The sequence below is a fragment of the Micromonospora orduensis genome (genome assembly GCF_006228125.1).
GTDB lineage: Bacteria > Actinomycetota > Actinomycetes > Mycobacteriales > Micromonosporaceae > Micromonospora > Micromonospora orduensis.
Genome location: NZ_VDFY01000106.1, coordinates 83,198 through 96,045, shown reverse-complemented (window position 1 = coordinate 96,045; position 12,848 = coordinate 83,198). Strand labels below are relative to the sequence as shown.

Sequence of the window (12,848 nt, the reverse complement as noted above, 5' to 3'; positions counted from 1 at the left end):
CTACCGGAACGGCGATCCGCTTAGCCGACAGCCAACCCTTCGTGGAGGACAGTCATGCAGTACCGCACCCTGGGCCGCACCGGCGTACAGGTCAGCACCCTCGCGCTCGGCGCGATGAACTTCGGCAGCCTGGGACGCGTCACCCAGGACGAGGCCACCGCCCTGGTCGGCGCGGCCCTGGACGCCGGCGTCAACCTCGTCGACACCGCCGACATGTACAGCCAGGGCGAGTCGGAGGAGATGGTGGGCAAGGCCATCGTGGGCCGCCGCGACGACATCGTGCTGGCCACCAAGGCCGGCATGCCGATGGGCGACGAGCGTAACCACCAGGGCAGCTCGCGACGCTGGTTGGTGACCGAGCTGGACAACAGCCTGCGCCGCCTCGGCGTCGACCACGTCGACCTCTACCAGATCCACCGCTGGGACCCGCGCACCAGCGACGAGGAGACGCTGTCCGCCCTGACCGACCTCCAGCGCGCCGGGAAGATCCGCTACTTCGGCTCGTCGACGTTCCCCGCGTACCGCATCGTGCAGGCCGAGTGGACCGCCCGGGACCGCCACCTGGGCCGGTACGTCACCGAGCAGCCCAGCTACTCGATCCTGCAACGCGGGGTCGAGACGCACGTCCTGCCCGTCACCGAGGAGTACGGGCTCGGCGTTCTGGCCTGGAGCCCGCTGGCCTCTGGCTGGCTGTCGGGCGCGATCCGGTCGGGCCGGGAGGTCACCACCCACCGCTCGGCGGTGCTGCCGCAACGCTTCGACACCACCCTCCCCGCCAACCAGGCCCGGCTCGACGCCGTCGAGCAGCTGGCCGCGGTCGCCGACGAGGCAGGTCTGACCATGATCCAGCTCGCGCTCGGTTTCGTCACCGCCCACCCGGCCGTGACCAGCGCGATCATCGGCCCCCGCACCATGGAGCATCTGCGTTCGCAGCTCGACGCCGCGGACACCGTCCTCTCCGCCGACGTGCTCGACGCGATCGACGCGATCGTCGCTCCGGGCGTCGACCTCGCCCCGCAGGAGAAGTTCGACACCCCGCCCGCCCTGCTCGACCCGGCCCTTCGACGGCGCTGACGCGTGCTCTTGCCCGAGCCCGAGTTGCCCCGCACGCAGATCAGGATCGTGTCCGGGTTGCCGGTCGGGGCGGCGTCAGTGGCCACCGCGCTCCCGCACATCGCCGGGCAGCCACCGCAGTGCGGCCTCGGCGGTGTCCTCGGGGCTGCTGTTGAAGGCGATCGCCGCGCCGGGAGCGTGCTGCCGGACCAGGTTGACCACCTTCTCGAAGAGCGGGAGCAGCGGCTCGTGCTTGCGGATACCGCCGCCGACCACCACGCAGGCGTACTCCCTGCGGGTCAGCGCCTCGACGATCGCCGCCTCAGCGCTCTCGTCCGGCACCACCAGGCACAGGTCGGCCTCGATGCCGTGCTCTCCGAAGCGGGCCTGGCCGCGGGCTATCGCCGCCACGACCGGCTCAGGGTCCCAACCCGGGATCCTCAGGGGATCGAGACCGACCACCAGCACAGGTCCCAGTGCCATGCCCACTCCCGTAGAACGGTCCGCCCCCGCAGGTCGATGCTGCCACAGAAGCAGCGGGATGAGTACGAACACTCATCCCGCTGCCTACGCTGGCCGGCATGCTCGACGCCATGGCTGTCCTTCCCCGGATCGGCGCGCTGACGGTGGCGACCTGCCTGCTGCTGAGCGGGTGCGCGGACTACCGCGACGGCCACTCGATGGCGCGGGACTGGGCGGCCGCCGAAGCCCAACGCCTCGATGTCGACCTCGAGCATCGCGACCGGATCCGGGATGCCGAGTACATCGCCGCGACAGGTATCCCCCGGGCTGCGGGCGGCGACAGCTCCCCCGTCCGGATCGAGGCGCTGGCCTGGTCGGGCCGGACCGCGCCCGGCGAGCAGGCCGTCATCGACGTGCGGATCGCCGTGACGGTGACCGAGGACCACGGGTCCACCTTCGGCGACCTCGGCCACTCCGCCGGCCAGGCCACGCGGTGCTACCGCTACCGGCTCGAACTCCACCGTGCCACGTCCCACCAGGAGATCGACTGCCCGGCCGTGGCCACACCGCCGATGCCCACCGCCGCACCGGTCCCGGCGCTGCCCGACGACGCGCGCGCCCGGCTCACGGCGGCCCTGCGCACCGCCACACCGAGCACGCTCGCCGGTGCGGTGCGCGCCGCGTTCCCCGAGCGGCACGTCACCGTCGACACGGCCACCCACGAGGGCGCCCTCGTCGCCGCGGTGGGCGTACCCGCCGAGCGGGACTGTCTCCTGATGGTCCGCACCGCCGGCGGGGCCATCGAGTCGCCCGGGTACGACCCCGTCTGGTTGGAGCCGGGCGAGACGGGGTGCGGGACCGGGCTCTACATCTCGCCCCCGCGTTAGCGCCGGCGGCCGGACGGAGGTGTGACGCTCCGGCGGGCCGCCCGGTGCCCGTCGCTGTCCTGTCCGGGCACCGCCAGGGCGTCGAACACCGCCTTAGCGCAGGCCTCCGACACGGCGTCCGCGAAGCTGGGGCGGTGCGACAGGGCTCCGGCCGGGTGGAGAAACCACCAGGCCGGAGCCCTTGTCGCCGGATCGGCCCGGCCGGGTTCGTCAGTTGCGCAGGCTCCACTGCTGGTTCGCGCCACCGTTGCACGACCAGAGGATGATCTTCGTGCCGTTGGCGCTGGCGGCGCCGTTGGCATCGAGGCAGAGCCCGGACTGGCCGTTCGTGATGGTGCCGTTGGCGTTGACGTTCCACTGCTGGTTGAGCCCGCCGTGGCAGTCCCAGATGATGACCTGGGTGCCGTTGGCCGTACCGGCCCCGGAGGCGTCCAGGCACTTGTTGCCGTACACCATCAGTTGCTTGCTGGCGGTGGAGGTCCACCGCTGGTTCGTGCCGCCGCCGCAGTCCCACAGCTGCACCTGGGTGCCGTTGGTGGTGGAGGAGTTGGGGACCTCGACGCAGCGGCCGGACTGGCCGCCCACGAGCTGCCCGCCCTGCTGACTGCCGCCGCCGCCCTGCTGCCGCACGATCGAGGTCGACTCCGCCGACCGGTTGCCCTGGGCGTCGAGGACGTAGAGCCGGTACTCCCCCTGGGACCTCGGCACGGCGATGGAGGTGGCGGTGCCGGCCGCCCTGGTCATCGTCGGCCCGGCGACGAAGGCGGTCGTGCCGGAGGGGGCCAGCCAGACCGACCTCGTGGCGTCGCCGGTGCTCCGGATCGGGATCGACGCCGTCGCGCTGGCGACGAAGGTGCTGGCCGGCAGCACGTAGTTCGGCGCCGAGAAGGTGCTCGCCGGGAGGATGTCCCGGTACGCGTCCTCGAGGCCGGAGTTCGCGGCGATCGCGTACGCCGCCGCAGGCCAGACGTAGTCGGAGGAGACGAGGATGTCGGCGACCGTGCTGTTCGGCAGGTTCTTGTTCGAGACCTTGTTTATCGGGCCGTAGATCTGCGTGATGCTCAGATCGTGCTTCCGACCGAAGTCGTCGGAATTGATCATCCAGGTGACGTTCTTGTCGATGCTCAGGACGTTGTCGCGGAACGTGATGAACGCCGAGCCCTCGTCCGGGTGCAGGCCGTACTTGTGGCCCGAGGGCACGCCCTGGAGGTAGTTGTTGGTGATCGTGGCCCCCGGCTGGCTGCCGAGCGTGTAGATGGGCGCCGTGTCGCTGAGGCGCTGCACCGTGTCGATGATGTGGTTGTAGCTGATGGTGTTGTTCCGCGCCGTCGTGGTCGGCCGGTTGGGCACAATCGATCCCGACGACCCGTCGAAGTTCCACCAGCCCCAGCCCATCGTGATGCCCGACCAGGGGGCCTTCTCGATCCGGTTGCGGGAGATCGTGAGGGTGTCGGCGAAGTACGCCGAGATGGGGCTGTGCCCGTTGAACAGGACCGCGCTGTCGTACAGGTAGTTGTTCCTGATGTCGATGTTCTTCGGCAACCCCTCGACCTGCGGGGAGTACTTCTCCCGGTTGGTCGACGTGCCGTCTCCGATGTAGACGTGCTGGGGATGGCCGACGGTGATGGCGGACCCGGCGACGTCGTTCGTGTGGTTCCCGGTCAACTGCGTGCTCTGCACGTCGTTGACCATGTTGATCCCGTCGGCGCCGGTGTGCTGGATCCGGTTGCGGTGCAGGAGGATCCCGTCGGCGTTCTGCAGCTGGACGATGCCGGGAGTGACGTCGACGTTGCGGTAGTAGTAGACGTGGAAGTTGCCCTTTACGTACACGTTGGCGCTCAGGTTGCCCTGCTGGGCCTGCTTGAAGGCCGAGCCGGCGACGTTGACCAGGTTCCAGTCGGAGTGCTGCACCGTCAGACCGGAGAACGTGATGTTGCGCGCGTGGCTGCTCGTCGAGGTGCCGGCGACCCGCAGCAGGGTGGACACGTTGTTCGGTGCGTAGACCGTCGCGGTCGCCATGTTCTCGGTGCTGGACTTGTAGTAGTAGACCGTCCGGCTGCTCTTGTCGAAGTAGAACTCGCCGGGGGCGTCCAGGAACTCGTAGGCGTTCATGAGCTTGTGGGTGCCGCCCACCTGGGCGTTGCCGTTGAACGCACCCTGGGCGATGGCCGCACCCGGTTGTTGGAACAGGGCGACCCGGCTCGCGCCGTCGGAACTCGTGGTCACCTGGCGGACGCCCACGATCGCCGTGGTCCAGGTCGTCCCCGTCTCGATCTCGATGTCGTCGTGGTTGCGGGCGATGGCGGGGAAATCGGCCAGGTTGTATCTGGCACCATCGCACTGGGACCCTGATTCCCAGGCCCAGTCGGCCTGACCTGCCGTGATCGTGTACGTGCCGTAGCACCCCGCCGAACTGACCGTCTTCGACGCCAGGTACGCGCGCTTGTCATTGACGTACAGCGCCCGCAGCTTGTTGGCGCGATCGAGCGGCGCCTTCCAGATGTTGCCGCTGTGCTGGGTCCACCCCGTCACCTGAACGCCGCCGTCGAGGACCGGCTTCTCGTTGGAGTACGCGGAATAGCTGACCCGGAACCCGTTGGTGCCGGAATCGGCGGCGCCGAACTCGATAGTGCTGCTGACCGGATAGCTTCCGCCGCGCAGATAGACGTTGATGTCGCCGGTCATCGTGGCATTCACCGTACGCACGACGTCCCGCGCGCGCTGCAGAGTCCTGAATGGGGCCTGGATCGTGCCCGGGTTGGCGTCGCTGCCGTCGGGGGCGACGTAGAAGGTCTGCTGGGCCGCGGCCGCTGCCGGCGTCTGGCTCGCCAGCACGGCCGGCAGCGCGGCGGAGACGACCACCGCGGCCGCCAACAATGACGCTCGAGCGGTGGACACGAATGACTTCACGCGCTGTTCCTCTCACTTGCCGTCGGCATGGACCGAGTTGTCTATCGAGCGACGAGTACGGAACAGCGGGCCGGCGAGGGCTCCTGTCGCCCGGCCGCAGTCACTACGACAGTCCCCTTCGGAGCGTAGGTCACACGTGTGATGAATGCAACGAGCAATCGGTGCCCGTCTATGAGCAAAGCCACCGATAAAGGGCAGAGTCTCCGGTACGGCATCCCGGCACCGCTGGCATCGTCCGATGAATTCGCGCGGACCGGGTGAGTCGACGCGTCAGCGGGCTGGCGCCACCTCCGGTGCCGCTTCCAGCGCCCCGACAGCGCGGGTTCCTGCGGCACCACAACCTCCGACCAATGCACGAGAAGTTCCGAAAGTTTCGGCGGCAGGCTCGGCCTGATCCTTTCGCACCAAAAGCAATCTCCCTGCCTGACGTCCGGACGACATTGACATGTTCCGATGGCCTGCTTACAGTCACCCAACATATTCCGAAAATTTACCGAAACTATCTGGTGATCAGGAGGAACCCAAGAGATGTCGCAGCTCGTCCTGTTCGCGATCGACATCTGCGCGGTGGCGCTGCTCGTCTTCGGGCTCTACTTCCCGCGGCACCGCCGGCGTGACCTGGTCGTCGCCTACCTGGGGGTCAACGTCGGCGTCCTCGCGGTGGCGAGCGCCCTGAGCGCCAGCGACGTCGGCGCCGGGCTGGGGCTGGGGCTGGCGCTGTTCGGGGTGCTCTCCATCATCCGGCTCCGATCGACCGAGCTCGACCAGCACGAGGTCGCGTACTACTTCTCGGCTCTCGCGCTGGGCATCCTCGGCGCCCTCAGCACCACCTCGGTCTGGCTCAGCGGTGGACTGATGGCGCTCATCGTCGCGGTGATGTTCGTCGGCGACCACCGGCGGATGCTCCGGCACTACCGGCACCAGATCATGGTGCTCGACTCCGCCGTCACCGATCAGGTCGCTCTCGTCGCCCACCTGGAGCAGCTGCTCAACGCGCGGGTGCACACCGCCACCGTCCAACGGCTGGACATGGTCAACGAGACGACCGTCGTCGACGTCCGATACTCGGTCGCCGGGCGCAGCGGGGCGGCCGGCGCCGCCAAGCCGGCACGGGCCGGAGCGGTCCGATGAACCCCCTGGTGGGACTGGCTCCGATCGACCTCGCCGAGCTGATCGAGCGGGCGGCACTGCAGAGCAGGGTGGACCGCAAGTACGTCGTCGCGGTGGACGAGGTGCCGCGCCTGCTGGACCAGCTCACTCCGTACGCCCAGGTGCTGGAGATCGACGGCGAGCGCAACTTCCCGTACGAGTCGGTGTACTTCGACACGCCCTGCCTGGCCAGCTACCACTGCGCGGCCTACCGGCGGCGGAGGCGTTTCAAGGTACGGACCCGCACCTACCTCGACTCGGCGCAGTGCTGGCTGGAGGTCAAGATCAACGGGGCGCGGGGGCTGGTCACCAAGCACCGACTCCCGTACCTCGCCGAGGACCGCCACACCGTCCGGTCCGGGCGCGCCTTCGTGGACGAGGCCCTCGTCCGGGAGTCGATCTGGCCCGGCCCCGCCGCCACCCCGCTCGAGCCGGTGCTGGTCACCAGCTACCGCCGCAGCACTCTGCTGCTGCCGACCACCGCGAGTCGGGTCACCATCGACACCGAGCTCACCTGGCAGGACGGCGACCGCAGACTGCGACTGCCCGGCATCGCCGTGGTCGAGACCAAGACCAGCTCGGCTGCCTCGCTTGTCGACCGCATGTTGTGGCAGCGCGGCACCCGACCCGTACGCATCTCGAAGTACGCCACCGGCCTCGCGGCGCTGCGCCTGGATTTGCCCGACGTGCCGTGGCGACGGACGCTGCGCCGCCACTTCCGCGCCGACCCCCCGCTGCCGGGCCCGGCGTGGACCGTTCCCACCCGATCAGAACAGGAGGCATCGTGCGCTTGACCGATCGCAACACAGGCGTCCCGACAGCGGCCCTTCGTGCCGCCGGGATCGCCGCCGCATCCGTGCTCGTGGCGGGCCTCCTCGCGGTGTACGCGCCGCAGGCCGGCGCCGAGCCCGGCGCCGGGGCCGACCCGGTGGCCGACACGCCCCACCAGAGCGCCGCAGCCGCGGCCGCCGCCGACGAACTGACCGGCGACATCACCTTCTCGGTGCCCAGCGGCACCTTCCAGGGGGAGGTGGCGGTCGCGCTGAGCAGCACGGTCAGCGGCGCGCAGATCCGTTACACCACGAACGGCCAGGTGCCCACCGCCCAGTCGTCGCTGTACGCGGGCTCGGCGCTGCGGTTCACCCGTACCACCCAGCTGCGGGCTCAGGCATTCGTCGGTCAGACCGCGACCGGCGCCCCCGGCACCGCCATGTACGTGGCCCAGAACGTCACCACCGCCCACGACCTGCCGGTGGTGGTGGTCGACTCGTACGGCGCCGGCCGGCCCGACCGGGAGTACCTCGACGCCACCACGATGATCTTTCCGCCGAGCGCCGGCGGCTCGCCGACGCTTGCCGCCGCGCCGACGGTCGCCACCCGGGCGGGGTTCCGACTGCGCGGCAACTCGTCGGCGACGTTCGAGAAGACGCCGTACCGGCTCGAGTTCTGGGACAACGAGAACGACGACGCCGACTATCCGGTGCTGGGCATGCCCGCCGACTCCGACTGGGTGTTGCGCGGTCCGTTCACCGACAAGGCGCTGATCCGGGAGGCGTTCGTCTACGACCTCGGGCGCGAGATGGGGCTGCCCGCCCCGCGCTACGCGTTCGCCGAGTTCTACCTCAACACCGACGCGTCCCCGGTGGCCGCCAGCGACTACATGGGCGTCTACATGCTCGTCGAGACGATCAAGAACTCCAAGGACCGCCTCGACCTCAAGCAGTTGGACTCCGACGACGTGACCCTGCCGAAGATCCAGGGCGGGTACATCTGGAAGTTCGAGTGGATGGCGGCCGAGGAACCCACGTTGCCGTGCACCGGCCCGGCCGCCACCTGCTGGAACTACCTTGAGGTGGTCGACCCGTCGCCGCTGCAACCGCAGCAACGGGACTGGCTGCGCGGTCATATCCAGGAGTTCAACGACGTGCTGCACTCGTCGAACGCCGCCGACCCCACCACCGGCTACCGGAAGTACATCGACGTCGGCTCCTTCATCGACCTCATGATCGTCAACGAGCTGAGCCGGGAGATGGACGCGTACGTCCGCAGCTCGCACTTCTACAAGGACCGGGACAGCAAGATCTTCGCCGGTCCGCTGTGGGACTTCGACCTGAGCTTCGGCGTCGGTGGGTTCTTCGCCAACGACCAGGTGTCGGGCTGGCAGTACCAGCAGACCAGGCAGCCGTCTGCCAACGACTGGTTCGCCCAGTTGCAGCGGGATCCCGCGTTCGTCAACCAGGCCCGGGCACGCTGGCAGACGCTGCGCCGCGGCCTGCTCTCCGACACCGCGCTGACGACCCGGATCAACGCCCTCGCCACCCCGCTGACAAACGCGGCCCAGCGCAACTTCCAACGCTGGCCGAACCTGACGTCGCCGACGGTCAGCTTCTTCCGTACCCCGACCTCGCCCACCTGGCAGGGCCAGGTCCAGGTCATGCGGGACTGGATGCTGCGCCGCGCCGCCTGGCTGGACTCCACCGCCGGCTGGGGCGGGGCCGTCACCACCCCGCCGCCCACGACGCCGCCGCCCACCACGCCGCCACCGGCGGCCGGCTGCAGCGCCACGTACACGGTGACCAGTCAGTGGACCGGCGGGTTCCAGGGCGAGGTACGCGTCACCGCGGGCACCTCGCCGATCGGCGGTTGGACCGTGACGTGGACCCTGGCCAACGGGCAGAGCGTCACTCAGGCATGGAACGCCACAGTCACGAGTCAGGGGTCCACGGTGACCGCCCGCAACGTCGCCTACAACGGCGCCCTCGGCGCGGGAGCCAGCACCACGTTCGGGTTCCTCGGCTCGTCCACCGGAACGCCCGGCACACCCACGTTGACCTGCACGGCCAGCTGACGAGAGCGCGGTTCCGGGGCCGGGTCGACGATCGACCCGGCCCCGGTCCGGTCACCTGATGGTGAAGTCCGCCAGCCGCAGCGCGGAGTCGAACACCAGGTACACGTCGTGGGTGCCGGCGGCCCGCGCCAGGTCCGCGTCGACGCTGACGTACCGGTAGTCGTCGCCGGTGCTGGGCACGGTGACCGTACCCAGCAGCCGGCCGGTGGGCGAGCCCAACCGGACCTGGACCGTGCCGGTGCCCGCGTCGGCCCTGGCGACCCTCGCGGTGAGGGTGTGGGCGCCGGGCCGCAACGCGGAACCGGCGAAGGCGATCCACTGGCCGGCCTCGGTCGCGCCGACGACAGTGCCGCTGGCCCTGGTCTCATCGAGCAGCCGGACCCCGGAGTACCTGTCGAAGTTCTCCGCCCGGGTCAGCCGGGACAGGTCCCGGTCCGGGACCGTCTCACCGCGTACCCGAATGGCCGTCCGCGCCCGGATGTCCTCGGCGGAAGCACCCACCATCAGGTCGTGGACCGACGACTCGACAACCCACCGGCTGCGGGTGACGTCCCAGTGCGCCAGGTCCGCGGCGGGCACCCGCAGCGTCACGGCCCGGGTCTGCCCGGGTGCGAGTTCGACCCGCTGGAACGCCTTGAGCGCTCGGATCGGGGTCTTCACCCGAGAGGTGCGCTGGTGGGTGTAGAGCTGGACCACCTCGGCCCCGGCCCGGCTGCCGGTGTTTGTGACGTCCACACTGACCGAGATGGTGCCGTCGGCTCCGACCGAGGTGGCGCCGGGGCGCGGCTGGCCGTAGCGGAACCGGGTGTACGACAGCCCGTGGCCGAACGGGTACAGCGGCTTCGCGGTGCTGTACAGGTAGGTCTGCCCGGACGAGATGATGTCGTACTCCAGCAGGTCCGGTGGCAGTTGCCCGTCCGAGCGGTACCAGGTCTGGGTGAGCCTGCCCGACGGGTTGCGGTCGCCGAACAGGACGTCGGCGACGGCGTGCCCGGTCTCGGCGCCCGCGTGGGTGGTCCAGACGATGGCCGGAACGTGCTCCTGCTCCCATTTCAGGCTGACCGGGTAGCTGGTCTGGAGCACCAGCACCGTACGCGGATTGGCAGTGGTCACAGCCTTGACCAGCGCCTCCTGGCCGGCGCTCAACGCGGTCGAGGTACGGTCGTGCGCCTCGCGTCCGTTGATGAACGGGTTGCTGCCGACGACCAGGACTGCGGTGTCGGCCGCCTTCGCCGCCGCGACGGCCCGGTCGATCCCGCTGCTGAGCACCTCGCGACTGAAGTGGGTCGCGTCGGCCGCCGTCGCCGCGCCGAGCGTGAGGGCGCCGTCGGCACCGACCGTCACGTACCGGTCGGGGCCGAACCAGCTCTCCTTGGTCTCGTAACCGGCGTAGCGCAGCGCGACAGTGCCGTCGGCCTGCGCCTCCAGCCTGAACTGCTGCTGGACGTACCAGCCGTTGGGCTGCGCGTCCCGGGTGACGAACGGCCCCCAGTTGTAGCCGAGGTAGCGGCCGTTGGCGGCACTGCGCAGCGTCACCACGTCCTGGCCCCAGTCCACCACGTCGAACTGGGCGGCGAGGTCGGCGGTGGCACCGGTCGCGGCGACCGGGTCGGCGTCGGTGGTGCCGGTGGCCGTGACGTACCTGCCGGTCGCCGGATCCTTCAGCGCGATCCGGTCCGCCCCGTCGAGCCCGCTGACGGAGGCCGAGCCGCCCAGCCGCTCGCGGATGCCGTCGAGCGCGGTCACCTCGTACGGCAGGTCACCGCCGTACCAGTCGGAGTAGAGGGTGTCGGCCAGCGGACCGAGCACGGCCACCTTGCGGGTGCGGGCCGGGTCCAGGGGCAGGGCCTGGCGGGAGTTCTTCAGCAGGACCATCGCCTCGCCGGCGGCCTGCCGGGCCAGCCGCTGGTGTTCCGGGCTGTTGATGACGTCCGGGGTGATCCCGCCGTACCGGCCGCCGCCCGGGTCGAACTCCCCCAGCCGGAACCGGACGCTGAGGATCTCCCGGATCCGCGCGTCGATGTCGCCCTCGGTGAGCAGCCCGGCGGCCAGCGCCTGCTTGATGGCCGTCACGGTCGGCTGGGCGTTCGTGTCGTCGGTGATGAAGCTGTTCAGGCCGGCCTTGATGATCGCCGCGTTCGCCTCGGCCTGGGTGGCGTAGTACCCCTGGGAGGCGACGAGGTTGTTCGGCGCCCAGGCGTCGGTGACGTTCATCAGCGGCTGGTCGGTCCAGCCGCGTACCACCGTGGCGAGGTCCGGGTCCACCGTGGCCGGACGGCCGTTGACCAGGTTGTACGCGGCCATCACCCCGGTCGCCGCGTCGGTGGCGAGGGCCGGCTTAAAGGCGGCGCGGTCGTACTCGTTGAGCACCCGTGGGGGCACGTTCGACGAGGTCACGTCACGCCGGACCTCGTTGTTGTAGGCCAGGTAGTGCTTGAGGGTCGGTGCGCTCTTGAGGTGGTCCGGGTCGCCGCCGGTCATCCCCGAGCCGTACGCGGTGGAGATCGCACCGGTGAGCAGCGGGTCCTCGGAGTAGCCCTCCTCGTTGCGGCCCCAACGGGGGTCGCGGAGCAGGTTGACCACCGGCGCCCAGAGGTTGAGACCCCAGACCCGGGGGTTCTGTGCGTGGTAGCCGCGCGCCTCGTCGCCGACGGCCGAGCCGACCCGCTCGATCAGGTCGGTGTTCCAGGTGCTGGCCATGCCCACCGGCTGAGGGAACGACGTGCCGCGAGCCTTCACGACGGCGCCGTTGTTGTCGATGTCGGTCGACCAGGCGACCCCGTGCAGGGCCTCGGTGCCGGTCTTGAACAGGCCGATGCCCAGCCGCGGGACGGCCGGCTGGTACTGGTGCAGCCACGAGATCTTCTCGTCCAGGGTGAGCCGGCCAAGCAGGTCGTCGACCCGGGCGTTCACGGGCATGCGTGGATCTCTGAAGGGGTAGGTGGGTTCGGCGAGCGCCGTGCCGGGGACAGCCGGCAGGGCAAGCAGGGCGAGCGCAAGCGCGGCTGTTCCGCGCCGAAGGCGCCATTTCCGCATGCGGATTCTCCTCGTGTCGTACGACCGACGCGCAAGGGCGCCGAGACCGGCGTGGCCAGGCTCGACACCCGACTGACGGGCCTGAACGACGGATCGTCGAAGCGCTTCGACGATCCGGCCGCGTTGACCACGGCCATGATCTAGTGATTGACGCAACTATAGACGTACGACGATCGAAGGCACCACCGGCGGTGGGCCCCGCCCACGGCGCCGGAGGCCACGGCGCAGAAGGCCCGGACGCACGTCGTGACCGGCGCCGCCTCCACATCGCAATGACCGGAAGACGAATCCACCGTGATCCATGGGTTGATAGATTTCTTCAGCGCGGTTATCTTGGTCTTCGACGTCGAAGAGGGAACCGCCAGCGACGCCAGAGCAACAGTCCAAAGGCGCGCCGATTCCAGCTTCTGTCGAAGTCCATGGCAAGCGAACTGCCTACGGGGGACTACATTGACATCCGAAAAAGTGCTACGTGGCGTTCTCGGACTGGGCCTTCTCCAACC

At 69.7% G+C, this 12,848-nt stretch carries 7 protein-coding genes and 2 pseudogenes; 6 read left to right on the top strand and 3 right to left on the bottom strand.

The window, feature by feature from the left end:
• The first annotated feature begins 54 nt into the window (after positions 1-54).
• Positions 55-1,074 carry an aldo/keto reductase gene (locus FHG89_RS06915; RefSeq protein ID WP_139583518.1) on the top strand — a complete coding sequence of 340 codons (1,020 nt, stop codon included), beginning with the start codon at positions 55-57 and terminating at the stop codon, positions 1,072-1,074.
• Between the two features lie 75 nt (positions 1,075-1,149).
• Here FHG89_RS06915 and FHG89_RS06910 read toward each other — a convergent pair whose 3' ends face one another.
• Positions 1,150-1,536, bottom strand: a complete 387-nt coding sequence (locus tag FHG89_RS06910) for a hypothetical protein (protein WP_139583517.1) — start codon at positions 1,534-1,536, stop codon at positions 1,150-1,152.
• Between the two features lie 98 nt (positions 1,537-1,634).
• Here FHG89_RS06910 and FHG89_RS06905 point away from each other — a divergent pair, with 98 nt between their 5' ends.
• Complete coding sequence (locus tag FHG89_RS06905) at positions 1,635-2,402, top strand: hypothetical protein (protein ID WP_244295222.1); 768 nt, start codon at positions 1,635-1,637, stop codon at positions 2,400-2,402.
• A 210-nt stretch (positions 2,403-2,612) separates the two neighbouring features.
• Here the strand turns inward: FHG89_RS06905 and FHG89_RS06900 are convergent, their stop codons facing one another.
• Positions 2,613-5,312 (bottom strand): RICIN domain-containing protein, encoded by a 2,700-nt coding sequence (locus FHG89_RS06900; protein ID WP_139583516.1) that lies wholly within the window; start codon positions 5,310-5,312, stop codon positions 2,613-2,615.
• A 528-nt stretch (positions 5,313-5,840) separates the two neighbouring features.
• On the opposite strand from FHG89_RS06900, the gene FHG89_RS06895 reads away from it, so the two are divergent.
• The 4 genes and pseudogenes from FHG89_RS06895 to FHG89_RS33610 form a co-directional block, all read left to right on the top strand.
• Positions 5,841-6,443 (top strand): DUF4956 domain-containing protein, encoded by a 603-nt coding sequence (locus tag FHG89_RS06895; RefSeq protein ID WP_139583515.1) that lies wholly within the window; start codon positions 5,841-5,843, stop codon positions 6,441-6,443.
• Positions 6,440-7,255: a polyphosphate polymerase domain-containing protein gene (locus FHG89_RS06890; RefSeq protein ID WP_139583514.1), complete on the top strand. Its 816-nt coding sequence runs from the start codon at positions 6,440-6,442 to the stop codon at positions 7,253-7,255. Before FHG89_RS06895 ends, FHG89_RS06890 begins: the two co-directional genes overlap by 4 nt.
• Positions 7,153-8,871: pseudogene (locus tag FHG89_RS06885) on the top strand (CotH kinase family protein); the annotation flags it as partial. The gene FHG89_RS06890 and the pseudogene FHG89_RS06885, both read left to right, overlap by 103 nt.
• Positions 8,872-8,961: 90 nt before the next feature.
• Positions 8,962-9,309, top strand: a pseudogene (locus FHG89_RS33610) (cellulose binding domain-containing protein); the annotation flags it as partial.
• A gap of 51 nt (positions 9,310-9,360) precedes the next feature.
• Here the strand turns inward: FHG89_RS33610 and FHG89_RS06880 are convergent.
• On the bottom strand, positions 9,361-12,345 hold the full coding sequence (locus FHG89_RS06880) for a glycoside hydrolase family 3 protein (protein WP_139583512.1): 2,985 nt from the start codon (positions 12,343-12,345) through the stop codon (positions 9,361-9,363).
• Positions 12,346-12,848 lie beyond the last annotated feature (503 nt).

Bases quoted from the DNA above. Each gene is read 5' to 3' on its own strand.
- FHG89_RS06915 (WP_139583518.1), top strand. From the start codon at position 55: ATGCAGTACCGCACCCTGGGCCGCACCGGCGTACAGGTCAGCACCCTC.
- FHG89_RS06910 (WP_139583517.1), bottom strand. From the start codon at position 1,536: ATGGCACTGGGACCTGTGCTGGTGGTCGGTCTCGATCCCCTGAGGATC.
- FHG89_RS06905 (WP_244295222.1), top strand. From the start codon at position 1,635: ATGCTCGACGCCATGGCTGTCCTTCCCCGGATCGGCGCGCTGACGGTG.
- FHG89_RS06895 (WP_139583515.1), top strand. From the start codon at position 5,841: ATGTCGCAGCTCGTCCTGTTCGCGATCGACATCTGCGCGGTGGCGCTG.
- FHG89_RS06890 (WP_139583514.1), top strand. From the start codon at position 6,440: ATGAACCCCCTGGTGGGACTGGCTCCGATCGACCTCGCCGAGCTGATC.
- FHG89_RS06880 (WP_139583512.1), bottom strand. From the start codon at position 12,345: ATGCGGAAATGGCGCCTTCGGCGCGGAACAGCCGCGCTTGCGCTCGCC.